Genomic DNA, 25,185 nt, shown 5'->3' on the forward strand with positions numbered 1-25,185 from the left:
CTATGAAAACGCTATTCAAAAAAATTATGACAAGCCTGGCATTAGTGGTGGCACTAACACACACATATGCCCAGGATATACATTTCTCCCAGTTTTTTGAGGCGCCACTATTGCGCAATCCTTCACTGGCAGGTTTATTTGATGGCGATTTGCGCTTGCAAATGGTGTACCGCGACCAGTGGAAGAGTGTTACACCAAATTCATTTCGCACCGCCTCCATCAACGGCGAGTACAAAATGCCGGTTAGTGGCGGCGATGATTTTATCACAGTAGGTGCACAGTTGCTATTAGATAAAGCCGGTTCTGCCGTTCAATCTACCACGCATATATTGCCAGTTGTAAATTACCATAAGTCGCTCAGCACCCAACGAACAAGCTATATTTCATTGGGTTTTATGGGGGGCTGGGTCCAAAAAAGCATAGACTATTCCAAAATAACAACCAACAACCAGTATTATGATGAGAACTGGAATGCAGGGGCGCCTACCGGCGAATACTTTACAGACCCTACCATTGGCTATTGGGATGGAAGCGTAGGAATGAATTTTAATACTTCTTTAGGTAGCGAGGATAAGCATATGTTTTTTATTGGGGCAGCTTACCACCATATAAACCGGCCTAAAACCTCGTTTTATAAAAATGCGGCTATTGAGTTAAAACCAAAATATGTGTTTTCAACCGGGCTTAAATTTACCATCGACGATTTTCATAGTTTCACATTTCACCAGGACGTATTCATACAGGGTTCGTCTCGGGAAATTATTGGTGGCGGCTGGTATTCAAATACGTTAGGCGATTTTTCCGACAACCCTTCCTATGTGCTGCATGGCGGTTTATTTATCCGATATAAAGATGCGGTTGTTCCCGTAGTTAAAATGGACATTCGATCATTTTCCGTTTCGTTAAGTTATGACATCAATACATCCCCCTTAAAAACAGGCAGCCAAATGCGTGGCGGTTTTGAATTGGGGTTAACGTTTAAAAGCTTTAGAAAAAACAATAGCAGCCAGGAGAGAGTGATTTGCCCGGTGAGGTTTTAGATTTCGATACCGTCTTCTTTGTACAAGTGCGTCCCCCCACTCTTTTGCTGGCATTATGGCTTTGCTGCCGCACTTAGGAGGTTTGCTGCCTGCATTTGATCGTAAGTGCCGCACCTGAAAAGGAACGTGTGACATTTACAGCCTGGGATAACACACTTGCCGCCCACAAATACGCACCCGCGCAGGAAAGTCAGCCACCTGTACACCATAATTACGCACTTATAATGTGTAATCAGGCAGCGCGACACTTTAGCAACACACTTTTTTGTTTTTCAACCTGAATGGTACCATTCCCGGTTTCGCAAACGGTGTTTTTGTTTCATTTTTGCGTCTTTTTGCGGCTGATGCATAAGGTAATTAAACCATACAATCGATTATGTAAGCGAAAAACCCGTATTCTACTTTAAAAAACTTAAACATTTGGTAAAATAGGTTTCTTTAGGTTAGAAAATATGGGTGTTAAGTTTGCACCCATATGAATTTTCAGCCAATTGTTCCTGATGAAAATGAACTGTTGACGCAACTGAAACAGGGAGACCCAATTGCTTTTGATGAAATTTTTAACCGGTTTGCCGATCCCATTCACACGTACATACGTGCACGGCTGAACGGATCGGAAGAAGGCGATGATGTTCTGCAGGAGGTTTTCTTTCGCCTGTGGAACAAACGTGCATCTATTGTTATCCAATCTTCATTCCGCAACTATTTATACCGCATCGTTCAGCATTGCATCAGCGATCACCAACGGGCTTCTAAAAGAAAAAGATATACACTTACCGAAGAGTTTCCCGAGTATATAGAAGAAAAGCCCCTCCCCGATGAGCAGTATCAATACAAACAGGTATATCATATCTGGAAAAATGCCACCAACAAACTGCCCGGCCAAATGCGCCGCATTTACTCCATGAAGAACGAAGAACAATTATCAGTAAAAGAGATCGCCTCTGAATTACAACTGAGCGAACAAACGGTAAAGAACCAACTACACACCGCCGGCCAAAGGGTGATGAAAATGTTACGCCAATAGAAATCTCAAATTCGCCCAAAAATCTCAAAATCCAAATCTCAAGTTCCAAAAGAATACAGGGCTTAATCATCCCATATGACTTTGGATTGCTTTATTTGGTCATTGCATTTTGGGTTTTGTGATTTCTTTTTTGGTTCATGTGATTTGAGATTTCATAATTGGTTCTTGTATTTTGTGTTTTTGTATTTTTTATTTGGTTCTTGGAACTTGTGATTTGGAATTTAGCTATGTGACCAAATTGTTAACTCAACATTTATTCTAGTACCGGTTTGTTTCAACCAACGTCTTTTAACTAAAGCTATTTTGCATGCCCCGTAAATCAAGGCACAACAAGGATAATATAAGTAATAACGATGAGCAATGGCAGCAGGCATGGAAATCACCCGGCGATATGGGCATGCAAAAAAAGCAACTGTTGCTAAATAGTATCAACGATCGCATAGATAACCGGAAGAAGCATAAAAAGCAGTTCTTCTTTATTGGTTTAAGTGCGGCAGCCGCCATACTAATTGCCATCTTTATTAAGATACCAGGTAATGGTTCGCAGATAAATACAAACCCATGGCAGGAGCTGGCCAGTACCGACAGCTCAAAGAAGATCATGCTTGATGATGGTTCGGTTGTTTGGCTGGCGCCCGGGTCAACGGTAAAAGTGCACACTGATTTTCAAAAACAGCGCAGCACGGTATTATTAAAGGGAACGGCTTTTTTCAGCGTGGCAAAAGATGCACAACATCCGTTTACCATTGATATTAACCGGCAACAGGTAACAGTTGTAGGTACAGCATTTACCATTCGTAAACTCGATTCGGTTGATCTGCAACTTACCGTTAAAGAAGGTAAAGTGTCATTGAAAAACACAAGCGGCAACCGGTTGCTCACAGCAGGCCAGCAGGTGGTTACCACCAATGCTATAACGGGTACGGTGCATACCATTGACCCGGTTTCGGCAGACTGGTGGCTGAAACAACAAGTACGATTGCAAAACATTACGTTATCCGAATTGCTGAATAGAATTGAAACATATTACCAGGTTAAGCTTACACACAACACTGTTGATGATAAAAAAAAGGTAACGCTAACCTGGGACCTGACGATTTCTTTGCACGATAATTTAACGGTGCTGAACACATTGACCGGTTTCAATATCCACTAATCATCCTTACCAACACCCATTTTTTGATCTGCTGAAAAGCGGAGCGGCACTGTATTGTTTATAATGTAAATGAATATATGGAACACGTAAAACTAACTAAACCGTTCACCGCGCTTCTATTATTGCTTATGGCAGGGTTTATTAACCTGCAGGCGCAAACGGCGCAATTGCACTATCGGCATGCAGCTGGTAATTTAGCCGCAATTGCTGAAGAATTTGGCCGTGTATTTAAAGTGAAACTGGCTTATGCAAATGATGAACTGGCTGCAGTACAGGTGCCCGGTGCATCGTATGAGGCAGGCAGTGTTGGTGAGTTATTGAATAAAGTATTGGAACCCGGCGGCTTTTCAGCCACCGCCAGCGGCAGCAGCTGGGTCATCAAAAAAAGTGATGCACCTAAAAAAGCAGCTACCATGGTATTGAAAGGTACCATTATGGAAGGTGGCGCTCCTGTTCCCAGCGCTACTGTGATCATTAAACAGGAAGGACAAAAAAATGTGGTGTCCATAGCCAATGACAATGGACAGTTCAGCAAAACCCTGCCGGTTGTATCGGGTGGTTTTGTTGAGATCACTGCCGTTGGTTACAAACCACTGAGAAAAAAATTCACTGCCGATGCGCAACCTTTAGACCTCGTGTTGCAGAAAGACGATCAGCAAATGCAGAATGTGGTGGTAACGGCATTGGGTATTAAAAAATCGCAAAGATCGCTGGGTTATTCACTTACCAAAGTAGATAGCAACCAGCTTACCGATGCGGCGTCTTCCAACTGGCTCGATGCTCTTTCGGGTAAAGTAGCCGGTTTGAACCTCGTTCGTTCCGGCTCGGGCCCTGCCGCTTCAAGCAAGATCATTCTTCGCGGCGAAAACAACCTTAATAGCGATAATGAAGCCCTGATAGTAGTGGATAATGTGGTGATCAATAATGGAAGCGGTCGCCGTTCGGCCAACGCCAGCGACCAGGTGTATGCTACCGGCGCCGATAACCTGCCGGCAGATTATGGCAGCTCTGTAAATGACATTAACCCGCAGGATATAGAAAGTGTTTCTGTTCTGCCCGGCCCCGCAGCTGCCGCATTATACGGCCAACGGGCAGCTAACGGCGCCATCGTTATCACCACAAAATCTTCTCAACAAAAAAAGAAAGGCCATTTTAGCGTACGCTACACCGCTAACGGAAACCTTGAACAGGTGAACAGATATCCCGACCTGCAATATGAATACGGCCAGGGTACCGGGGGAGCCATTTACTATTCTTACGGCACAACCGATGATGGCGCCGGCACCAACGGCACCAGTTCAGCTTACGGACCCAAGTTCGATGGCCAGTCGTTCTACCAATACGACCCCACCACCCAAAAGGCAGGTAAAGAACGCACACCTTGGGTGCCCTACGATAATATCAATGATTTTTGGGACCTGGGCCGCGATCTCAGGAACAATATCAGCGTTGATGGTAAACTGGGTAGTACGGGTATTCGGGTAACCATGAGTACAGAAAACAACAAATGGATAGTACCCAACACGGGTATGGTGCGCAAGAACATGAGCCTTACCACTAATACAGAGCTTACCAAAAAATTAAAACTTTCAACCAAAGTAAACTACGGTTTCAGGAACAGTGATAACCTGCCTGCAGCAGGATATGGGAACCAGTCGTTGATGTACTGGTACATCTTTTGGCAGCCCAATGCCGATGTTAACTGGCTGAAAAACTATTGGGCAACCGACAGCCTTTACAAACTGATCAAATATCCATTCTCTTCTTACCCCGAAAATCCTTATGCAATAGCATACGAATTTTTAAATAAAACAAGAAGGAACAACGTAACCGGCAACGTTACCCTCAACTACCAGCTTACCAAAGACCTGAACCTGATGCTGCGTGGTAATTTCGACTGGGCGGGTGATAAACGTGAGCAGGACAGGCCATGGGATGCAGGCGTACGCCTCCCCAAGGGATCTGTAAGAAGGCAGGACATCAATTCGCAGGAAAAGAGTTACGACTTCATGGCCAGGTACAATAAAAGCCTGAACCCCAATGTAAGGCTTGGCGTGACCCTTGGCGGCAGCCAGTTGCGTAACGATTATAAAAAGACGGATGTACGCAACGACGGTTTACACTTACCCGGTATATATACCCTTGAGAATACGGAGTACGGTCTTATTCATATGCCCGATGATATAAGCCAGTATCAAATAAACAGTTTATACGGTATCATAAACCTGGGCTATAAAAACTTCCTGAATGCAGAAATCACCAGCAGGCAGGACTGGAGCAGTACATTGGCCCAAACAAAAAGAACGGGCAACGTAGGGTTTTTCTATCCCTCTATCAATACCGGTTTTGTATTGTCGGAAGTAGCAGACCTACCCTATATTATCAGCTATGCCAAGTTAAGGGCATCATTTGCAGCCGTGGGCAGTGGCGGTACTTCAGCCTATTTAACTTCATATAGATACTCACCGGCAAACAATGGTACTTTCCCCGATAGTGCCGTACAAGCCCCTGCCCTTTTGCCTAACTTTAACTTAAAACCACTTGCCACCCAAACATTTGAGCTGGGTACAGAATTACAGTTCTTCAAGAACAGGTTAGGGTTAGATGTAACCGTATATTTCGGTAACACGCAACATCAGATCTTCACAAGGACCATAGACGCTTCTTCGGGTTACACTTCGGCCATTATCAATGCGGGTAAAGTAAGGAACAATGGCATAGAGTTAAATCTTAATGTCAAACCCTTTATAAGTAAATCCGGCTTCGACTGGAGCATTTTTGGAACTTTTTCTTACAACCAGAACAAGGTTATTTCAATGCCCGATAGTTCGCTGGTACTGCGGGCCGGCAATATAGCCAATGGTCAAATAGTACTTACCGAAGGTGGCAGCATGGGCGATATGTATGGCACCGGTTATCAGCGCAGTCCCAACGGACAGGTGATCTTTGATGCAGCTACCGGCTTTCCCAAGCTCACTGAAAGTATTATTTACCTGGGCAATACAATACCCAAATACAAGTTCAGCCTTGGTAATACCTTTCGCTATAAGAACTTCAGCTTAAATGTACTGTTCGATGCACAGGTGGGAGCAGTGGGTTATTCGCTTACCCATTACAAAATGGTTGAGCAGGGCAAACTTAAATCAACACTACCGGGCAGGTACAATGGCATTATTGGCAACGGTGTAGTTGAAACCGCCGATGGGAAATACCGTACCAACGATGTGGTGGCAACCGATATCGACAAGTATTATCAATACTCCATGGGTAGCTTCAATGCTGAAGGAAGCACTTTCAGTACCGACTTTGTGAAGTTCCGTGAGGCTTCGTTAAACTATGCCTTCAAACCCAAATTACTTAAAAGGCTTGGCCTGGCCTCGGCAACCATTGGTATTTACGGTCGCGACCTGTTCATTTGGTCACCATGGCCCATATTCGATCCGGAATTTGGTACACTGGCGGGATCGGACATTGTAAGAGGTTTTGAAACCGGACAGCTTCCCTCCACCCGCACGATGGGCTTTAATTTATCGTTCGGATTTTAATAACATAAGATCTGATCAGTAATAAAAAAAGTAAAAACATAAGGATGAGAAAGAATTTAATTATAGCATGTATGGTTTCGATGGCGGTGCCAACACTCTATTCGTGCAAAAAAGGATTTGAGGAGTTGAACACAGACCCCGTTAGAATTACCAGCACTACACCCGACAAACTGCTGGCCCCGGCGCTGGTTAATGCCATTTGGCCCGGTATGAACCGCAACCGGAGCTTTAACAACGAACTGATGCAGGTGACCGTAGCACAAAGCGACGGTGATAATTCCGTATTCAGATTTGCATTCAGGGATAACTGGTCAGACTATTTATGGAATGCATATTATGTACAACTGACCAACTTTAAACAGGTAGACAGTCTGGCGCGTGTAAACGAAGAAACCGCCAACACCTCTTACCAGGGTATCGGAAAAATAGGCAAAGTATGGCTGTTCTCTATGCTTACAGATATTTACGGCGATATTCCTTACTTCCACGCACTGGAAGGCGATCAAAACAATGTAATACCGCCTTTTGACAGTCAGAAAGAGATCTACCTCGATATGTTCAGGCAATTGGAAGAGGCCAATACCCTGCTTTCGCAAGGCGCTTCTATTGTAGTGTCCAGCGATCCGGTTTACAAAGGAGATATCGCTAAATGGAGAAAATTTGCCAATTCATTATACCTCCGTCTTTTGTTGCGCGTATCGGGCAAAAGCGAGGTTCAACAGCAATGTGTTGCAAAAATTAAAGAGATCGTGGAGAACCCTGCCCAATATCCGATCTTTCAGAGTAATGCAGACGGCGCCAGAATACTTTGGAGCGGCGGCACAAGCACTACCGACCCATACACATCGCCGTATGTAAACAACGTACGCGCGCAGGATTTTCGCGCCACGGCTATTTGCAGCTTCTTCATAGACAAGCTAATTGCGTGGAGCGACCCTCGTTATGTTTCTTCACTTCCGTATGGAAATGGCAGCATAGGCCGGTTTGGCATTTCGCAGGCAAGCGGTGGCGGCTGGTATGGTGTAGCAAGCGGATACGAGCCCGGCAAGGGTGATACAAAAGGCTGTTATTTTCAAAGCAACGATAACACATCCACAGGCGGCGAATTGTCGCTTCAGCAAAGTAAGTTAACAGGTATCATAATGCAATACGCAGAAGTACAGTTTATACTTGCAGAAGCTGCTGCCCGGGGATGGATAGCAGGCAAGGCACAAACCTATTTTTACCAGGGCATTGCATCGGCCATTAATTATTGGGTGGCTGCCTTTCCCGAAAATATTTCTTCAGTTGAGTTTGGCAAACACCTCGACAACCTCGATGCCGGAGGTATAGTTTGGAAAGATAATGCTGTTTATTCTTTAGAAGAACAAATGGAAATGATCCACTTACAGAAATACTTTGCGCTGTTTATGACCGACCATCAACAGTGGTTTGAATACCGGCGCACTGGGCATCCGGTTCTACCTAAAGGAAAGGGATTGTCGAACGGCGGTATAATGCCCGCCCGCCTGGTATACCCCGTGTACGTTCAGGCTACCAACCCCGGCAATTATAAAGCTGCAGTAGCTGCACAGGGCCTTGATGAAATAAACACACAGGTTTGGTGGCAGCGCCCTTAAGTGTATCATTCTAAAAAATCATAAAGATGAAATATTTAGTAAATCTTTTTTCAATAATGATCATTGCAGCAGCTTTGAACAGTTGCAACAGAGATACCTACGAAGATTATTTCGGCGCTACGCCTTACGACGTAATTTCTATTGTAGATGTACGTCCTGTTTATAAAGGCGAAGATGTAACGCTTACTAAAGACGTGTTATATGGCGGCACCAAACTGGCTGCAGTAGTTATTTCTGACCATACAGAAAAAAATCTTCCCGAGGGCCTGCTGATAGTACAGGACAGCCGCCGCCTGCTTAACACCATAAGAGGTATTTCAATAGAGCTGGGCGCTGCTGCAGCCAATTACCATCCGGGCGACTCGGTAATGATACAGATAGACGGAGGTACATTAACCCGTAAAAATGGTATCCTTACCATTACCGGCGTAACAGCATCGCAGGTTACCGTTGTAGGTAAAGGGATAGTTGATATTAACGCAATTACCTCAAAGCAGTTGAATGCCAACCCCGACATCTATGAAAGCACACTCTGCCTGCTGAATAAATCCAGTTTCAATCCTTCGCCAAAACCAGGCGACGTAATAAGTGGAACGAAAGTGATCAATGATGGGTTCGAAAATGTTAGCCTTTATACTGATACCAAGGTAAGCTTTGCCCATAATGCGCCTTATGGGCTGGCTGCTTATGTGGGAATTCCTTTGAGAACCAACGAAGGAGGTATACAGCTTAGAATAAGGAACGTAAATGACATAGTAGATATGGGATCATCGGCACAGGACCTGCTGATAACCGGCCTTCAAACCGATCCCAAAGGTGGCGACGGAGGTTGTGAATACGTACAAATGCTGGCTACAAAAGATATAGACTTTGCAGTTACGCCATACTGTATTGTATTTAGCATTAATTCAGGCAATTCCAGTTCTGCCACACCGCTTACTGCCGGCTGGGCTACCGGTGGCCAACGTACGCTCAAATACAACATTACATCAATGAGTGTAAAAAAAGGGAAGTTCTTTTATTTTGGTTTTCAAACTAAAAAAATAAATGGCCCCAACAGTATCGATACTTTCCCGGGAGCTACCTTCTATCAAAAATCATACATTACCAGCGGAAATAATGCGGTTACAGGTGCTGTAAATCTTCCAAATATTGGCGATGGCGGGCTTGTAAAAGTAAGTGAACATGGAACATCGGGTCCCTTTGCCAACATCGGAAACACCTGTGGCGTAGCGCTGTTTAAAGGAACTTCTATTACCGAAACATCGGTACCAGAAGATGTATTGTTTATTGCAACAGGTGGCACCACCACTGTATACGACGCAACTAAATCGCCCATACTTGGCTACAGGATCTGTAACAACGACTGGTACTCGATGTATTCGGTAATTATTGACCAGGGTACTTATAAGCCCACGATAGTACCTTATTTGCATTACCGTTCCGCTGTAAATATGACCAGTATGCCCTACCCTGTATTTGGGTCAATTGTCAGCGATGCCGGTTTGTATAATATGATGGGGGGAACTTACAATATTACCCTGGGCAGATGGACGGTGGCACGCAAGCAAACGGTTGTGCCTTTAGACATTAATACTGCCACTATCGACACCCTGGAAAGACATCCCAGTGTTACAAAACTGATTGAATAAGATATTTAAAAGATCCAATATCACTAAGTAAAAATCCCTCCCGATGCATCGGGAGGGATTTTTACTTAGTGTCAACTATATATTACTTATTCCTGTATTCGACGAAAATCGACATTGCTGATACCAATGCCCTGCTGGCTAAATCCGCCGCTAGGAGAATTGCAGCCCATTTTAATTACTACATAAATGGTCCCACTTGCTCCAAAGGTAACATCAACAAATTTTTCACCGGTGAATCCAACCCAGGTGCCCCAGGCAATAAGACTTAACTTCTTATTATCAACATAATCTTTGCCTTCAGCAGGTACAGCTGTTCCAAAATATAATTCCAGCCAGGCATCCTGAGGCGCGGCATACGATACATTCATTTTAAACCGGTAGGTTTTATTGGCCACTACCTGTACGGCCTGATAAGTGCCGCCATTGACCTGTGAGGTTACCGGTCTTGTAGCCGTTGTGGCAGTATAAGCATTGTTTGCCAGTGTCCATACTATTTTATTGGTAGTTGCATCGTACCGGCCCCAATACTGATCGTCGCCGGCATTCATTTTACCACCCTTTATCAGGTTATCAAATAATGGGTCGCTTTTTGTAGTAGTTAAGCTTATTGGTGTTGCGCTGTACAGTTTACCTCTTTTATCCAAAGCCTGCATTTTGATGGTATACGTGCCGGCCTGAGGATAAAAAACAGTATCTGACGTTTTGCCCATTTGTAACCCACTCCCCTTGCCTATGTCCCACCGGGTGCCAACAAATTCACCGGGCGTGGTATTGGTGATCACAAATTTGGTATCGTTACCAGGCACAGGTGTTACGGTAAAAGCTGCTGCCAGGCTATCAACCGGTGCATATACTTCATAGCTATTATTCGATTCTTTGTTGCAGCCAACAAGTATCAATGCGCACAGGATCAAAGGAAACAGGGGTTTGTATATGTTGAGAACCTTTGATGATTTCATGATCTTAATTTTAAACGTGTTTACGATAATCATTAAATACGATTTCTGATTTTGAGATTTAGGGATTTCGGGATCTCATCAGATTTTTGCCTTCCGACAAATCCCAAAATCCCCAAATCCTAAATCTCTAAATTTCTTACCAGCCTGTATTTTGCGACCACCCGGTTTTGGTGATCTCACTTTGTGGAATGGGATACCAGTTCATGCGGGCCTTATCATACACCCTGTCTTCGAGTTTAACAGGGGTATACGTAAAGTTTGATCCGTTGAGTGTAATTGAAATTCTTCTTACAGGATTAGCGAAAACACTTCCTTTTTGCCAGCGGCGAATATCCCACCAGCGATGGCCTTCAAAGCCCAGCTCAACCCGGCGCTCATGAACTATAGCATCGTCATTTAAATCAGTAAGGTTAGGCATAGTGCTACGTGCTCTTACTTTGTTGATAGCCTGTACAGCCGTCATACCATAATTCAACGGGTCGAGATTGGCGCCATAAGCATTAAACATGGCTTCGGCATAGTTCAATAAAACTTCTGCATATCTGAAATACAACCACTGGTGTGTAGTATTGGTATTGTTAACCAGGTCAACCGTTGAGTTAACATGTTTTACCAAATAATACCCCGTTTTGGAAGCATTCAATTTAGGCTGACCGCTATTACCACCGAAGTAGGTTTGAATAGTGGTTGATTTAAATGAAGCACCGTTATATGTAACTGTTGCGGCCAAACGTGGGTCTCTGTTAGCATATGGGTTAGAAGCATGTGTTGGGTTGTTCCAGTCGAACGGCACCGATAGGCTTCCGTTCTTCACTTCAAATTCATCTACAAAGTTCTGGGTGGGCGTAACACTGTTACCATTGCTGTTCTCAAACACAATAGGAAAATTGTTCTTTTCAAAACTATTTGTGTTACCATATTTCTTATGATAAATGGTTTCAAGAGAGTTCCAGTTGGTGGCGCTGGAAAGGTTTGTATACGAAGCATCGAGGCTATATGCGTTCATGGCAATTACATCCTTTGCTGCAGCGGCTGCATCTACCCAGGTATAAGAACCCGCTTCATAATACAAAGGGCTGGCAGCGTACAGGATCGCTCTTGCCTTTAGCGCTTTTATGGCGCCATTTGTAGCGCGGCCCGATTCGTAAAAACTTGTTGCCGAGCTGGTGCGTACGCTATCAGGAATAATAACAGCCGCTTTATCGCACAATGAAACAATGTATCTAAAGCATTCGTTTACTGTGTTCTTTGGCAGGTCTTTCCAGCTGCTGGCATCATTATAATCCAACGCCTTATCAATAATAGGAACGCCGCCATAGCGTTTTACCAGTTCAAAGTAGAAAAATGCCTTAAGAAAATAGCACTCCCCTTCCATGAACTTCAGGTTCAAAACCGTTCTTTTGTACTGCGTTGAATCGTTGTTCTTTATAGCAGCCGACTGCACCGACAGATCTACTTCGCCTCTATGCGCCAAAAACAAATTCGCCTGGTAAATACCTTTGAAGCAATTGGCCCATGCATTATCGGGGTTATTGAACTGGTCCCAAACGCCATAATTGAACGTATGCGACCTGTTATTAACGTTGGTATGGTAAGCATCGTCGGTTGCAGCTTCCATATCAACCCATTCAAACCCATCGGGTAAATAGCTGTAAGCATTCCAAACAATACCCTGTATATAATCGTATTGTTTGTATAACAGGTTGATGGGCATATCAGCAGGTATATTCTTTACATCCAGAAAATCCTTCTTACACGAAGCAAGACTGAATACCGCAAATATTATAAATATGATATAATGATGTTTTTTCATTCTGCAAGATTTCATTGTTCGTACTAGAATTTTACTTTAGCTCCCAGGGTAACCGTTTTCATCAAAGGATAGCCCATTGATAGTCTTTCGGCTTCCAGTCCTTCGATCTTTGTGCTTAACAAATTATTACCGCTCAGGTACAATCTGAACAACTCAAATTTTTTCAGGAAACTTTTAGCAGGGAGTGTATATCCCACTTCAACACTGCGCAATTTGAAGAAATTACCGCTGCGAAGCCAGAAATCGGCCGCCTGGTTGTTGTTGTTATTCGCCAGTGTACTCAATCTTGGTGAAGTAGCAGTGCCGGCTGTTTCGGGTGTCCATGGGTTGTTTGAAAAAGCGGTAATATTATTATTATTGCTAGCCAAAGGATGTGTATAAGCAAATGCATCATCAAGCAAGCTCACCGTTCTGTTCAATACTCCCTGAACAAACGCATCAAAATCAAAACCTGCATATTTAAAGCCCACATTAAAGCCGAGGGTAATTTCAGGCAGCTTGGTAAATTTCATAGGTACTTTATCATAATCGTTAATGATACTATCACCGGTTACATCAACATATTTCAGATCGCCGGGGCGTACAGCACCATAGCTTGATTTAACAACACCGGGGTTAAGCGTTCCATTGGCATCAAAATCTTCCACCTGGTAAAACCCGGCGCCCTGCAATGCCCTGAACTGGTTTATTCGCTGACCTTTCAGGTACAGGTAATCGAATGGCTGTGCATCCTGTGCCCGCTTAGTTGTTTTGTTACGGGCGTAAGAAAAAGCAGCGCCGGCATAATATTCAAAGCCCGAACTTGCTTTGTCGCGGTATTGCAGGGCTACTTCTACCCCTTTGTTTGTTGCTTTGCCGGTATTGGTATTTCTAAATTCAAAACCCGTGTAGGCAGGAACCCCAACCGGCGCTTCCAGTATACCGGTGCGTTTCTCACTGAACACATCAACCGTTGCATTTAATTTTTGCAGCAGGGTTACATCAAAACCAATATTGGCGATCGTCTTTTCTTCCCACGTAAAATTGCTGTTTTGATAAGGGCCTTCACTACGGCCGCCATTTGCAGTGGTAGCATTTCCTATAATAACGCCATCATCGCCTACACCCCAACGTTCGTATAAGAAACGAAAATCTTCATTGGTATTGGCTGTTACACCGTAAGATGCCCTTACTTTCAGGAAGTCGGCAACACCGTTATCGGCGAGGAACGCTTCCTTACTGGCTACCCAACCCAGGCCTATTGCGGGGAACAAACCATATTGTTTACCTTTCTCAAAATCGCCTGAACCAGCATAAGAGAATGACACATCGGCTATATACTTCTGGTCATAATCATAACTAACTGCACCGCGCAATCCCTGTTCAACCACAGGGTAATACTGCCCGTCGTGGTTATAGCTTTGACGGTACACCTGCATCATACCGGTGAAAGCATGTTTACCAAAAGTTCTGTCGTACCCAAATCCTACCTGGGTTGTATTCCTGTTCCAGTGCACATTACCGCCATCTGGTGGCTCGGGCTGGCTTACAGCTCCCATGGTTTTATACGTTACATAGCCACTGGCATCTAAGATCGGGTTGTCATACGCATCCTTTGGTACTTCTGCCGACGGTACCGTAAATTGTCTGTCAAGAATACCTATATAAAGGTTTGTATATGAAATTGCGCCATTAAATGACAGCCCCTTAACCAACGCATCAAGTTTTTGATTGAAGCTTAAATTGGTACCCAGGCTTCTTGTATGTGAGTTGTAAATACCGTACTGTCTTAATCGCTGTACGGGGTTAAAATCGTAAACTGAGTTATTACCCCAGGTGCCATTTAAATTCTTTACCGGAAATGCAGCTGCCGGTATCCGTAATAAATTTGAAAATAATGTTGAAGCGGTAAAACCGGATGGCGTTTTACGGTCTTCGGTAATACCCGATACGGTTGCTTTTATTGAGAGGTTCTTATTCAACTGCAAGTTAATGTTCGTTCTCAGGTTAAGCCTTTTGTATTTGGCATTGGTACCATAATCAATATCTATGGCATCTGCATCTCTATAGGCGCCCTGAAAATCGGTATAACCGCCCATTACAAAATACCTGGCCTTACTGTTACCACCTCTGAAAGAAATGCTATAATCCTGTGTGGCCGAGCTGTTGGTCAACATTTTATCGTACCAGTTCACATTGGGATGAAAAGGATCGTCGCTGGCTTTATACAATTCAGGATTATAATACTTAATTGGCAATCCGTCATTTTGTAATGCTTTATTATAAGCCGTTACATACCCATAGGCATCCATTACTTTAGGCATGGCTATTGGCCGCAGGTTGCCATAGCGGGCATTCACTTCAATTTTGGTTTTGCCTTCGGCAGTACCTTCTTTGGTGCGAACAGTCAATACACCGGCGCCGCTGTTGAAACCGTACATTGATAACGCTGCAGCATCTTTCAATAAGGTGATGGATTCTATTTCAAATGGCGACAGGGCCGCTAAGGCATTCGCATCAATAGGGAACCCATCGAGATAAATAGCCAGCGCATTACCCGCTATATTCCAACTACTTTGTCCGCGTACGTACAAAGTAGGATTATCGTAGCCGGGTTCGCCCGAACCGGTTGCTACAGTTAACCCGGGTATTCTTGCCTGTAATGTATTTAATAAGTTACCGGCATTGGTCTTTGCCAGTTCTTCACCCGTAATGGAAAACACAGCACCTGTGGTTCGCCAGCTTTGCTCTTTTCTAATACCATAGTCAATGGTATTAGCAGGCAATTTCGAGGGTATTATTATAGTATCGGGCTGGCTGGCGTTTGTCGTTTGCGCCTGCGTTGCCGTTACCCCTGAGCACAGGGCCAGTAAAACAGAAAGCTTTATATTTTTAAATTTCATTGTTTTCAGATTAAACGTTCAATAAGCATTATTGCCATCCCGGGTTTTGACCATCCCATGTATTGCCACCTAAATACCGCATACTAACTTCGGCCAAAGGAAACGGCACATAGTAATAGTTGACAGGGAAATTTCTTGAGCCATAGGAAACTAGGCTCCAGTTGAGGAATGGATTGGTTGGTTTTGGACTAACACCATTTGTTGATGCAGTTACAGCAAACCCACGAAAGCTTTTGTTTAATACAACGTGCGCAGTTAACCAACGGTGCAGGTCGTTATATCTGTGGTCTTCAAATGCTAATTCTATTGAACGCTCGTTTTGAACAGCTGTTCTGAATGCTATTTGATCGGGCAGCATGGCGGCCGTTTTATCGGGCATGCCTGCGCGTTGCCTAACGAGATTTAAATAAGTAAACGCATCTGCCGAAGGTCCGGCATATTCGTTCAATGCTTCGGCATAGCTTAAGTAAAATTCGGCCAAACGGAAAACCGGCCATGCAAAGTGGGCATCGTTATTATTATCTACACGGGCAACAAATTTTGAGCATTCAATGGCGCTGCCGGTATTATCGCCGGCATTGGTGTCATCAACCAGGCCGCCTTTTACATAAGTTGTACCATCTGCAGTTCCTTTGTAATAAGCCAGGAATGTTTTACCGCCATTATACCATTGGCCGGCCCAGGCAAGGCATTGGTAGGCACGTGGGTCAAGGTTCAATCCTTCCCAGTAAGTTTTAAAATCAGTTCCTGTTGGAGTGGCGGTCCATTTAGTGCCATCTCTTTTCTCATACATTTCGAGGAACTCAACAGGCACATCGTTTTTAGCGCCCCAGCCCATTTGACGAACTTTAGAAGTGTTGTACCGGCCCCAATCGGCCCAGCCATCGCGGTTAGGGTCGTTCTGGTTGTAGGTGTTCACCAATATCATTTCGGGATTGCCGTAAGTACCGGTAGTTCCCATTACGTTGTTACATACAGCTTCATAATCGCCCAAACCGGCATAATTATCAGTTTTAACGGTGGTAGTTGGTTTGCCGGTATTATATAAAACAACACCAGAAGCACCAGCGGCATCTATCACTGCTTTGGCAGCATCGGCGGCTCTTTTCCATCGTTCTTTACTATAGGTTTCATAACATAACAAAGTATCTCTGCCATCATTATAACGGGCGCCGGCTATGGCAGCTTTCAAATCGGCCGGCGTATTGTACAGCGGGCTTGCGGCATATAACAATACTCTTGCTTTTAATGCCAGCGCTGCAAGGCTGGTAACTTTTCCATAATCGTTCGACGGTCTTGCAGGAGGCAACAAAGCCGCAGCCATATCGCACCATTTAACAAGTGTATCTACTACCGACTGAATAGCGGCACGCTGATAAAGCACTTTTCCTTCACCCAGCACTTCCGCTACAAGCGGAATACCGCCATACAGGCGAAATGCACTATAGTGAGCCATAGCCCGGCAAAAAATGGCCTGCCCTTTTACGTCAGAGATCCATTCGGGAGAAGCATCTCCTACTTTATCTATATTCTTCAACACCAGATTTGCTTTTCTGATGGATTTATACCAACCTACAAATGCAACGGCAGCGGTGTTACCACGTTGTGTAATTGGGCCTCTGTCGATGCTGTAAGCAGGGGCCATACCAGCAGCTATATAATACTGATAGTTTAAGTTACCGGCAACCCAGGCCGCACCGGGCAATAATAAATGAACCTGGTCGGTAAGAACATCTTCACGGCTATCGGCCGAATTGTTCATTACAAAACCCGTTGGCACACACCAGTTATACATATCTGCTATCGCATATTGCGCCTGTTTTTGTGTATGGAAAATAGTATCAACCGTTACATCGCCCCCTTTGGGTTTTTCAAGGAAATCCTTTTTACAACCAGTCATCATGCCGGCCGTAACGATCACGGCTACAAGCATAAAAGGAATGTATATTCTTTTCATTATTCGTTCGTTTTTCTTGTCAACAATTAAAATCCAACATTGATACCTGCATTGTAGGTACGGGTAAGCGGATAACCCATAAAGCCCAGATTTTCAGGATCGCCCCAGATCTTATTCTTGCTCCAGGTGTACAGGTTGAACCCGTTAGCATATACCCGAACAGAACCAAGTCCGGCTTTGCCCACTAAACCACGTGAAAAAGTGTAACCCACTTCTACGTTCTTCAAACGCAGGTATGATGTATTTAAATTGAAGTAGGTGCTTTGATATGCCTTTCGGTTATAAGCAGGTATGGGAAAGTTGATCTTTTCGCCGGCGGCATAACGTTCAGGAGTAAAGCGTGTCCAGTCAACCTCAAACAATGCTTCTGTGGTACCGTTAAAATGCAGGTTGGTGCCAGGCATGGGATTATTGGCTACACCATTTGCTCCCTGGAACAATACCGACATATCGAAGCCTTTATAACCAAAACCCAACGACACGCCATAGGTGATCCTTGGAATATTCGTATACCCCGATCTTACCTGATCTCTTGAATTGATGGCGCCATCGTAATTGATATCTTTCATTTTAATATCCCCCGGCTGCAGCGGTATATCGGTGAACGAAAGGTCTTTTTCATAAACGTTCTGTCCTGCCGCATTTTGATAAGCTTTACCATCTGGTCCCTTAGCTAATACCGGTTTCGACAAAATGGGATTATTATTAGCATCTACTTCATATAACTCGGCCCATGAACCATACAGGCCAGCCGCCTGAAATAATTTCTTTTGCCCTATTGGTTTGCCGGTTTCAGCCTGGTATTCCATGCCAGGTGCTATGGCTTCATCACGGAAAACGATCTTATTCTTGTTGTTAGCGATATTTCCCTTTATCCAGTAGTTAATATCTTTTCCAACCCGGTCGCGGTATGTGAACTCAAATTCATTACCCCAATTTTTTACTTCACCTAAATTATAACTGGGCAGGGTGGCTGCAACAATACCTGGAATGGTACCTCTGGGAGAAAGAATGTCTTTTCTGTTTTCAACAAAATGATCAAAGACTATATTGAGTTTATCGCGCCACAAATTGGCTTCAAAGCCAATATTTGCTTTTTGCGAAGTTTCCCAGGTAATATTGGGATTACCTAATGTACTTTCACCAGCGGCACGCACATTGTTTCGGTTAACCCCATATTGGCCAAAGTAATAGCCGCCCACCGATGCACCATTGTAAGACCACACATCGGGCAGGTACATGAAACGATCGCCATTCACTTCATCGTTACCTACTTTACCCAACGATCCTCTAACTTTCAGAAAAGTAACATAGTCATTCTCTGGCCAAAAACCTTCTTTACTTGCTACCCAACCCAGTGAATAAGCCGGGAAGAAACCAAACCGTTTTCCTTCAGGGAAGTTTTCTGATCCGTTATAACCCATATTAAATTCGGCCAGGTATTTTCCTTTGTACGCATAGGTTAAACGGCCAACAAGGCTTTGGTAAGCGTGTGGCAGGTGATATTTCAATCTGGGATCAAACTTCTTGCTCAGGTTACCCATTGCCAAACCGGTAAAGTTATGATCGCCAAAAGTGCGGTTATAGTTCAAAGCGAATTCGGTATACCAGGTACGCCATTTATAAGTATACCAGTTAGGCCAGCGTTGCGAAGGTTGCTCAATGTTCTTTTGAATGATAAGGGGGTTCAACTTATCGCCATTAGGATTGGGACGAACTATATAATATACCGGGAACGACTTTCCACCCGATGTACTTGAAAAATAACTATCGTAAGAAGCCCTTACGTTTACAGAAAGGCCCTTTGTAATGAAATCTAGCTTATGCGTTAAACGAATAGCTGAATTAAGGGTACTGTTATTATTGATGTTATAATCATTACGCATGGCCAGGCTATACAAAGGATTGTTTTGTTCCTGCTCTCTATCTTCAATGAACAAGAACTTTCCATTTACATAACCGGGTGAACCCATGGGATTGGTCCACATCAGGTTCTTCTCATAGTTATACCCGTCGTTATTCATACCCGAGATCTGAACAAACTGGGTGCCTATATCAACTGAAATTTTGAATGCATCGTTTACATCAAAGTCAAAGTTGCCTCTTACGTTATACCTGTCCTTTCTGTAGTCCATTTCCTTGGAGAAAGGCATATAATCGGTTTTGAAAAGACCGCGCTGGGTTAGGTAACCGGCAGAAAGAAAATATTTCAGGCCTTTGGTACCACCGGTAATATTAACGTTGGCCTGGCTTTGCGGTGCAAATTTTTTATAAAGCTGTGCCTGCCAGTCCTGGTCGGGATAATCATACGGAGCGTAATAAGGATTGGGCGAACCATCGGCCAACGTAGGCGTATGTGCGTTTTGATAATACTTCAGTTTCTCCTCGGAATTTGGGAGCGAATAATTATCATAACCAATGTTTTTTTTATGTATGAAAGCAGCCCATCCATTATCCTGCCCCTTTATATCGGCGTCATTGGCACGCTTCTGCCAGTATTCCTGCTCAGTTTGTTCATTACGCAAAAGCGCGTATTGGTAGGCATTTACGTAATCGGGCATTCTCGAAAACTGGTTAATGGCCGTTTGCGTGGTTGCGCTTACTTTGGGTGTGCCTTCTTTACCACGCTTTGTATTGATCATAATTACGCCATTAGCGCCACGTACGCCAAATACGGCTGTAGCCGAAGCATCTTTAAGAATGCTGATATTATCTATTTCATTGGGATCAATGTCGTTGTAAGAATCGCGTACAATTCCATCGATAAGGATCAATGGCGCCGTGCTACCGGCATATGTACCAAGCCCGCGAATGTAAAGGGTTGAAGCATCGGCGCCAGGTTTACCTGTACTTTGTACAGAGATCAAACCAGGTAAACGGCCTGCCAGTGCATTACTAATGTTGGCTACCGGCGACTGCACCACTTCTTTGGCAGAGATGGTACTGATGGCCGCAGTTACAGAAGCCTTTTTTTGCTGGCCGTACGCCACCACAATTACATCGCTTAAGTTAACCGCTTCGTTCTTTAGCAGGGTAATAGTAAAATTGTTTGTTGAACCTATAGCTATATCCTGCGCAGTATAACCTATACCGGTTATACTCAATAATTTATATGTAGCATCAATCGTTAGTGAGAAATTCCCCTGAGCGTCTGTGGCGGTGCCAATACCATTGCCAGATGATTTAATAGCTTCTACAGATACGCCGCTCAACGGCGTTCCTTTATCATCTTTAATGGTACCACTAATTTTTCTGCTTTGAGCGATGCTTTGTTGCTGAACAACAAGCGCCAGAAAAAATAGCAGAAGCCGACACAAAAGTTGTCTTTTGTTCATAACTCTCATAAGTTGTTTTGGTTAGTAATGAAATTTGTTCTGAAACACTTTAGTTAAACTGAAAATCGGGAGCGTGCAGAATGATCCTATGAAGGAGGCCGTATGATCCCGCGCCCACGCGGGAAATAGATCTTAAAGTTGACAAGCATTTCGTTGGGGTTTTTACCTGGTTTAAAAAGGCTGACTCGTTGTAAAAACGCTCCTGCAATTTTGGTATAAATGAAGAATTGTTAAAATTATCGGGTACTACAAAACCTCATCAAGCCAAAACATTAAAATTGAAAATCAAACACTTGCATAAGTTTGAGTGGAGCATCACCCCTACGACGGGTACTACTGTTCGAAAAAACGTTAACAGTTTGGTGAATGTAAAAGAGGAATAAGTGGAGATGGTATATATATAATTATAACAGTGCTGTCAACATTGCTCAACAAATGGCTAAAGGATTCACTTTTTATTGATAGCTCTTACGCAGATAAAATTGGGGTTAGCAATAAGCTGTTCATATATATCGGGAAACTTAACCCTACATTCCTGAGTTGGAACAGGGTCGATTGTTTTATCGATGACGAACTGATTTTTTTCAAGGCTATCGGTAATGTGGTTCCAGGGTCGCAAATAGGCATCCATGTAAATGCCGAAGTTGTTCCAGAAAAAAGACTTCTGTTCGCGGCCACTAACCGGAATAGCTTTTACAAATGGAGCATTGGGATGATCGGTTGAAAAAATGAGGATACCGTTTGGCTTAAGCACCCTCGAAAATTCTTTAAACAAAAGATCCAGGTCATCTATATAATGTATTACCAGGGAACAGTAAATAATGTCAAACTCCGACTGGTTGAACATATTTAGTTCCTGGTTCAAATCGTGTCGAAGTAACCTTGCCCTGTCTTCTGTGTTGTTACGGGCTATCGATATCATTTCTTCACTGTAATCGATGCCCGTAACATTAGCTCCCTGGTTTACAAACCAGGCAGTTGTAATACCGGGTCCGCAACCAGCATCTAAAACCGATTTATTGTGCAGATCAGCAGCCGCCAACGACAAACTGGCCGGCCGCTCATAATAAGCGTTCCATGCATTGTCTATTATATTCGCTGCATACTGTTGCGCAAAAGCGGCATCACCGTATATTTCCGACGATAAAGGTTTTTTGTCTGACATAATACTCAATTCCAGATCTCATTCTTTTCTGTGAGGATCATGGGTATGCCATCGGTGATCACAATGGTATGTTCGTGCTGGGCAACAAAACCGCCACGGTTGCCGGTTAAGGTCCAACCATCTGCACCGGTATTGGCCATGGTAGATGTAGTTGCAATAAAAGTTTCTACCGCCACAACACTATTTTTACGAAAGCGGGTGCGGTTATGCTTGTCCCTGAAATTGGCTATTTCATGTGGCGCTTCATGCAGACTGCGGCCCACGCCATGACCGGTAAGATTCCTGATTACTCTGTAGCCCTCTTTACTGGCTGCAGTTTCTATTAAATGGCCAATATCACGTACATAAACACCGCCTTTGATATTCTTTATTGCTTTTTCTAATATGGCTTTTGAAGCATCAACCAGGCGCTGATGGCCGTGAATGTCGTTACCCAAAACAAAAGAACCGCCATTGTCGGCCCAAAAACCATTCAACTCAGCCGATACATCGATATTTATCAGATCACCTTCCTTTAATATTTTGTGTGTTGCGGGAATGCCGTGCGCAAATTCTTCATTTACACTAATACAGGTATACCCGGGAAAATTGTAGGTAAGCGCCGGGGCCGATTTGGCGCCGAACCCTTCCAGCATTTTTCGTCCGTACTGGTCCAGTTCTAAAGTGCTCATCCCGGGCTGTGCATAGGCTCTCATTTCGCGAAGCGTTACGGCTACGGCTTCACTTGCTTCCTTCATACCGGTTAATTCTTCTGCGGTTGCTATAGACATGTTGAGGCTGTTTAATAATAATATACAGTTCACACCTGCATTTTGTTGACGTGCTAGTGTTTAGGCTTTCCTTTTAAAGCCATCGTTCTTTATTTATAATGTATAAAGAAAGACATTATTTGTATACAATGCTACTATCTGTTTTCAGCTTGCAAACATATTAACTAAATACCTAACTTAGCCATAAACCTTCACCCATGGCCACTTCCCTTGCACAAAAGTTCAAAATAAAAGAAGGCTTTACCCTGCGCACCATCAATGCGCCGGCCGATTTTAAAAAACAACTCGGCGCCCTGCCAAATGATGTAACCATTACAAACAGCGGAAAGAATTTTCAGCAGGTCCATTGGTTTGTGCTTAACAAGGCCCAGCTCGATAAAGAATTACCTAAAGTAATGCCCCTGGTAAAGGGCGATGTGCTTTGCTGGTGTTATTATCCCAAAGGCACCAGCAACCTGCAAACCGATCTTACCCGCGATAAAGGGTGGGACAATCTGCTTCAACACGAGGAATTTCATTGGATCAGTTTGATCTCCTTTAACGATACCTGGTCGGCCTTTGCTTTTCGCCAGAAAACCGATGCCGATGTAAAGAAAGAAGCCAAACCAAAAGAACGGCCTATTCTCGACTACATTGATCCCAAACAAAAGATCGTTCGCCTGCCCGATGACTTAAAAGAGCTGCTCACAAAAAACAAAAAGGCCGGTTCCTTTTTTGAGTCGCTTTCATTTACCAATAAAAAGGAGTATGTTGAATGGGTGGTTACTGCCAAACCGGAAGAGACCCGTAAGCAACGGGTAACCGATACACTCGACCGGTTATTGAAAGGCTGGAAGAACCCGCGCAATATGTAAGCTTATACTTTACTCAATATCTTTCTATCGATATAAAAGGTACCAAAGGGAACAAAACACGCCAGTATCACCTTCCAGGTGGTTTTACCGAATGCCCATTTTTGTTCAACACCCACACTCAATGTATTTATTATAAAAAGAAGGAACAGGGCGCCATGAATGGGGCCAAGCAGTTTTGTATAGGTGTCGTCATTGGCGCCATACTTTATTGGCACTGCAATAAACAACAGTAATAACAACGAAATTCCTTCAACGAAGCCGAGTATACGTAAGCGGCCAACTTTTGTTTTTAATAATGATTGCATAGTTTATCGTAAATAGGGTCTGTTAGCAAATGGAGAAAATGGCCAGGGTATGGCTATAAAGATCACGCCTAACGCCAGTGAATACCACAGCAGCATTGTTTTAAATTTCTCTTTATCGTTTTCCTTTCTTTTAGCCAGTGCCGAGCCAATGGTAACAATTACAATGGCCGCCAGCATAAGCGTACTGTGTATCATGCCAAAGAATGAATAATCGGAACCCGCTTCCGTTTTATTCTTTAAGAAATATTTGATAACCGGGCTTTGAAAATACAAGATCATACCGATCATCAATTGTATATGCGCAAAGGTGGCCGTCCAGTGGCGCAGGGCGTTATCACCTTTTGAAAACACTTTATTAGAGAAATATCCATTGAATGCTTTGCCTACGGCAATGATCATACTTAGCAAGACAAACCATCTTACATAAGAATGCAGAACAATAAGAATGTGGTACATACTTGCGCAAAGCTATAATAAAACATACTAAGTAGTATGTTTTTGAAGAAAAAAAATTAACGGAGGGAAGTAAGGTAGTCTTTCAGTTGCTTTAAGTAGATGAGATATACAGATTTACTGTTTTCCAGTTTTCCCATATTTCTAATGCCCCAGTAACCGGACATTATAAATACGGCAACCTGTTCAGGTTTTACATCGGCCCTAATGTCGCCGTTTTTCTTTCCATTCTTAATACATTGTATAATGGACTTCTTCCATTCTTCCGACAGGTTGTTTAACGCAATGGTAAAGTCCTTATGCCAGGGCGCCATTTCGAGGGTGAGGTTGGCAGCTGGGCACCCATACTCTACTTTCATAAATTTATCTTTCATCAGTATCTCATACATCATATCATAGAGCACTTTAACCGGGTTGCCGCCCGATTGAAGCGGCCGCATAAATGTTGCAGCAAAAGCGGGTTTCAGCAATTCATTAATAATTGCCAAACCCATTTCATCTTTATTTTTAAAATGATAATAGAAGGCGCCTTTTGTTACCTGTGTAGTGGCCAGAATATCATCGATACTGGTTGTTTGATAACCCTTTACATAAATAAGCTCAAATGACTTTTGCAAAATGCTCAACCTGGTTGCTTCGGCCTTCTTCATATT

General features: G+C 43.6%; 17 protein-coding genes. 7 read left to right on the forward strand and 10 right to left on the reverse strand.

The genetic code is table 11. The features are described 5' to 3' along the window. Positions 1-2 precede the first annotated feature (2 nt). The 6 genes from GGD38_RS12545 to GGD38_RS12570 all read left to right on the forward strand — a co-directional run bounded on the left by GGD38_RS12545 (position 3) and on the right by GGD38_RS12570 (position 10,039). Positions 3-1,040, forward strand: a complete 1,038-nt coding sequence (locus GGD38_RS12545) for a PorP/SprF family type IX secretion system membrane protein (RefSeq protein WP_375300498.1) — start codon at positions 3-5, stop codon at positions 1,038-1,040. Positions 1,041-1,515: 475 nt separating this feature from the next. Next, positions 1,516-2,067 carry an RNA polymerase sigma factor gene (locus GGD38_RS12550; protein WP_375300497.1) on the forward strand — a complete coding sequence of 184 codons (552 nt, stop codon included), beginning with the start codon at positions 1,516-1,518 and terminating at the stop codon, positions 2,065-2,067. A gap of 307 nt (positions 2,068-2,374) precedes the next feature. Then, on the forward strand, positions 2,375-3,223 hold the full coding sequence (locus GGD38_RS12555) for a FecR family protein (RefSeq protein ID WP_375300496.1): 849 nt from the start codon (positions 2,375-2,377) through the stop codon (positions 3,221-3,223). A 77-nt stretch (positions 3,224-3,300) separates the two neighbouring features. Beyond that, positions 3,301-6,768 carry a SusC/RagA family TonB-linked outer membrane protein gene (locus GGD38_RS12560; RefSeq protein WP_375300495.1) on the forward strand — a complete coding sequence of 1,156 codons (3,468 nt, stop codon included), beginning with the start codon at positions 3,301-3,303 and terminating at the stop codon, positions 6,766-6,768. 44 nt (positions 6,769-6,812) lie between these two features. Continuing rightward, positions 6,813-8,387: a SusD/RagB family nutrient-binding outer membrane lipoprotein gene (locus GGD38_RS12565; RefSeq protein ID WP_375300494.1), complete on the forward strand. Its 1,575-nt coding sequence runs from the start codon at positions 6,813-6,815 to the stop codon at positions 8,385-8,387. Between the two features lie 26 nt (positions 8,388-8,413). Further along, complete coding sequence (locus GGD38_RS12570; protein WP_375300493.1) at positions 8,414-10,039, forward strand: DUF5689 domain-containing protein; 1,626 nt, start codon at positions 8,414-8,416, stop codon at positions 10,037-10,039. 86 nt (positions 10,040-10,125) lie between these two features. Here the strand turns inward: GGD38_RS12570 and GGD38_RS12575 are convergent, their stop codons facing one another. The 7 genes from GGD38_RS12575 to map all read right to left on the reverse strand — a co-directional run bounded on the left by GGD38_RS12575 (position 10,126) and on the right by map (position 22,920). Continuing rightward, the gene (locus GGD38_RS12575; RefSeq protein WP_375300492.1) at positions 10,126-10,998 is read right to left on the reverse strand and encodes a PKD domain-containing protein; all 873 of its coding nucleotides are present in this window, start codon (positions 10,996-10,998) and stop codon (positions 10,126-10,128) included. 136 nt (positions 10,999-11,134) lie between these two features. Next, on the reverse strand, positions 11,135-12,811 hold the full coding sequence (locus tag GGD38_RS12580; protein ID WP_375300491.1) for a RagB/SusD family nutrient uptake outer membrane protein: 1,677 nt from the start codon (positions 12,809-12,811) through the stop codon (positions 11,135-11,137). 23 nt (positions 12,812-12,834) lie between these two features. After that, positions 12,835-15,693 carry a SusC/RagA family TonB-linked outer membrane protein gene (locus GGD38_RS12585; RefSeq protein ID WP_375300490.1) on the reverse strand — a complete coding sequence of 953 codons (2,859 nt, stop codon included), beginning with the start codon at positions 15,691-15,693 and terminating at the stop codon, positions 12,835-12,837. A 28-nt stretch (positions 15,694-15,721) separates the two neighbouring features. Then, on the reverse strand, positions 15,722-17,650 hold the full coding sequence (locus GGD38_RS12590; protein ID WP_375300489.1) for a RagB/SusD family nutrient uptake outer membrane protein: 1,929 nt from the start codon (positions 17,648-17,650) through the stop codon (positions 15,722-15,724). 26 nt (positions 17,651-17,676) lie between these two features. Further along, positions 17,677-20,985 carry a SusC/RagA family TonB-linked outer membrane protein gene (locus GGD38_RS12595; protein ID WP_375300488.1) on the reverse strand — a complete coding sequence of 1,103 codons (3,309 nt, stop codon included), beginning with the start codon at positions 20,983-20,985 and terminating at the stop codon, positions 17,677-17,679. Positions 20,986-21,433: 448 nt separating this feature from the next. Beyond that, a complete protein-coding gene (locus tag GGD38_RS12600) occupies positions 21,434-22,150 on the reverse strand; it encodes a class I SAM-dependent methyltransferase (protein WP_375300487.1) in 717 nt (238 codons plus the stop codon). Positions 22,151-22,155: 5 nt separating this feature from the next. Further along, positions 22,156-22,920: a type I methionyl aminopeptidase gene (gene map / locus GGD38_RS12605; RefSeq protein ID WP_375300486.1), complete on the reverse strand. Its 765-nt coding sequence runs from the start codon at positions 22,918-22,920 to the stop codon at positions 22,156-22,158. Positions 22,921-23,117: 197 nt separating this feature from the next. On the opposite strand from map, the gene GGD38_RS12610 reads away from it, so the two are divergent. After that, a complete protein-coding gene (locus tag GGD38_RS12610) occupies positions 23,118-23,774 on the forward strand; it encodes a YdeI/OmpD-associated family protein (RefSeq protein ID WP_375300485.1) in 657 nt (218 codons plus the stop codon). 2 nt (positions 23,775-23,776) lie between these two features. Here the strand turns inward: GGD38_RS12610 and GGD38_RS12615 are convergent, their stop codons facing one another. From GGD38_RS12615 to GGD38_RS12625, 3 genes are read right to left on the reverse strand one after another with little or no spacing between them, the layout of a single operon-like run. After that, the gene (locus GGD38_RS12615; protein ID WP_375300484.1) at positions 23,777-24,079 is read right to left on the reverse strand and encodes a DUF3817 domain-containing protein; all 303 of its coding nucleotides are present in this window, start codon (positions 24,077-24,079) and stop codon (positions 23,777-23,779) included. 3 nt (positions 24,080-24,082) lie between these two features. Beyond that, positions 24,083-24,535, reverse strand: a complete 453-nt coding sequence (locus tag GGD38_RS12620; protein WP_375300483.1) for a hypothetical protein — start codon at positions 24,533-24,535, stop codon at positions 24,083-24,085. Between the two features lie 56 nt (positions 24,536-24,591). Continuing rightward, positions 24,592-25,182, reverse strand: coding sequence for a TetR family transcriptional regulator C-terminal domain-containing protein (locus GGD38_RS12625; protein ID WP_375300482.1), 591 nt, complete (start codon positions 25,180-25,182; stop codon positions 24,592-24,594). Positions 25,183-25,185: the final 3 nt, after the last annotated feature.

The organism is Niastella sp. OAS944 (genome assembly GCA_024809215.1).
GTDB lineage: Bacteria > Bacteroidota > Bacteroidia > Chitinophagales > Chitinophagaceae > Niastella.

What these genes read in the sequence shown, in the direction of transcription:
- GGD38_RS12545 (WP_375300498.1), top strand. Translation starts at nt 3, where the DNA reads ATGAAAACGCTATTCAAAAAAATTATGACAAGCCTGGCATTAGTGGTG.
- GGD38_RS12550 (WP_375300497.1), top strand. Translation starts at nt 1,516, where the DNA reads ATGAATTTTCAGCCAATTGTTCCTGATGAAAATGAACTGTTGACGCAA.
- GGD38_RS12555 (WP_375300496.1), top strand. Translation starts at nt 2,375, where the DNA reads ATGCCCCGTAAATCAAGGCACAACAAGGATAATATAAGTAATAACGAT.
- GGD38_RS12560 (WP_375300495.1), top strand. Translation starts at nt 3,301, where the DNA reads ATGGAACACGTAAAACTAACTAAACCGTTCACCGCGCTTCTATTATTG.
- GGD38_RS12565 (WP_375300494.1), top strand. Translation starts at nt 6,813, where the DNA reads ATGAGAAAGAATTTAATTATAGCATGTATGGTTTCGATGGCGGTGCCA.
- GGD38_RS12570 (WP_375300493.1), top strand. Translation starts at nt 8,414, where the DNA reads ATGAAATATTTAGTAAATCTTTTTTCAATAATGATCATTGCAGCAGCT.
- GGD38_RS12575 (WP_375300492.1), bottom strand. Translation starts at nt 10,998, where the DNA reads ATGAAATCATCAAAGGTTCTCAACATATACAAACCCCTGTTTCCTTTG.
- GGD38_RS12580 (WP_375300491.1), bottom strand. Translation starts at nt 12,811, where the DNA reads ATGAAAAAACATCATTATATCATATTTATAATATTTGCGGTATTCAGT.
- GGD38_RS12585 (WP_375300490.1), bottom strand. Translation starts at nt 15,693, where the DNA reads ATGAAATTTAAAAATATAAAGCTTTCTGTTTTACTGGCCCTGTGCTCA.
- GGD38_RS12590 (WP_375300489.1), bottom strand. Translation starts at nt 17,650, where the DNA reads ATGAAAAGAATATACATTCCTTTTATGCTTGTAGCCGTGATCGTTACG.
- GGD38_RS12595 (WP_375300488.1), bottom strand. Translation starts at nt 20,985, where the DNA reads ATGAACAAAAGACAACTTTTGTGTCGGCTTCTGCTATTTTTTCTGGCG.
- GGD38_RS12600 (WP_375300487.1), bottom strand. Translation starts at nt 22,150, where the DNA reads ATGTCAGACAAAAAACCTTTATCGTCGGAAATATACGGTGATGCCGCT.
- map (WP_375300486.1), bottom strand. Translation starts at nt 22,920, where the DNA reads ATGTCTATAGCAACCGCAGAAGAATTAACCGGTATGAAGGAAGCAAGT.
- GGD38_RS12610 (WP_375300485.1), top strand. Translation starts at nt 23,118, where the DNA reads ATGGCCACTTCCCTTGCACAAAAGTTCAAAATAAAAGAAGGCTTTACC.
- GGD38_RS12615 (WP_375300484.1), bottom strand. Translation starts at nt 24,079, where the DNA reads ATGCAATCATTATTAAAAACAAAAGTTGGCCGCTTACGTATACTCGGC.
- GGD38_RS12620 (WP_375300483.1), bottom strand. Translation starts at nt 24,535, where the DNA reads ATGTACCACATTCTTATTGTTCTGCATTCTTATGTAAGATGGTTTGTC.
- GGD38_RS12625 (WP_375300482.1), bottom strand. Translation starts at nt 25,182, where the DNA reads ATGAAGAAGGCCGAAGCAACCAGGTTGAGCATTTTGCAAAAGTCATTT.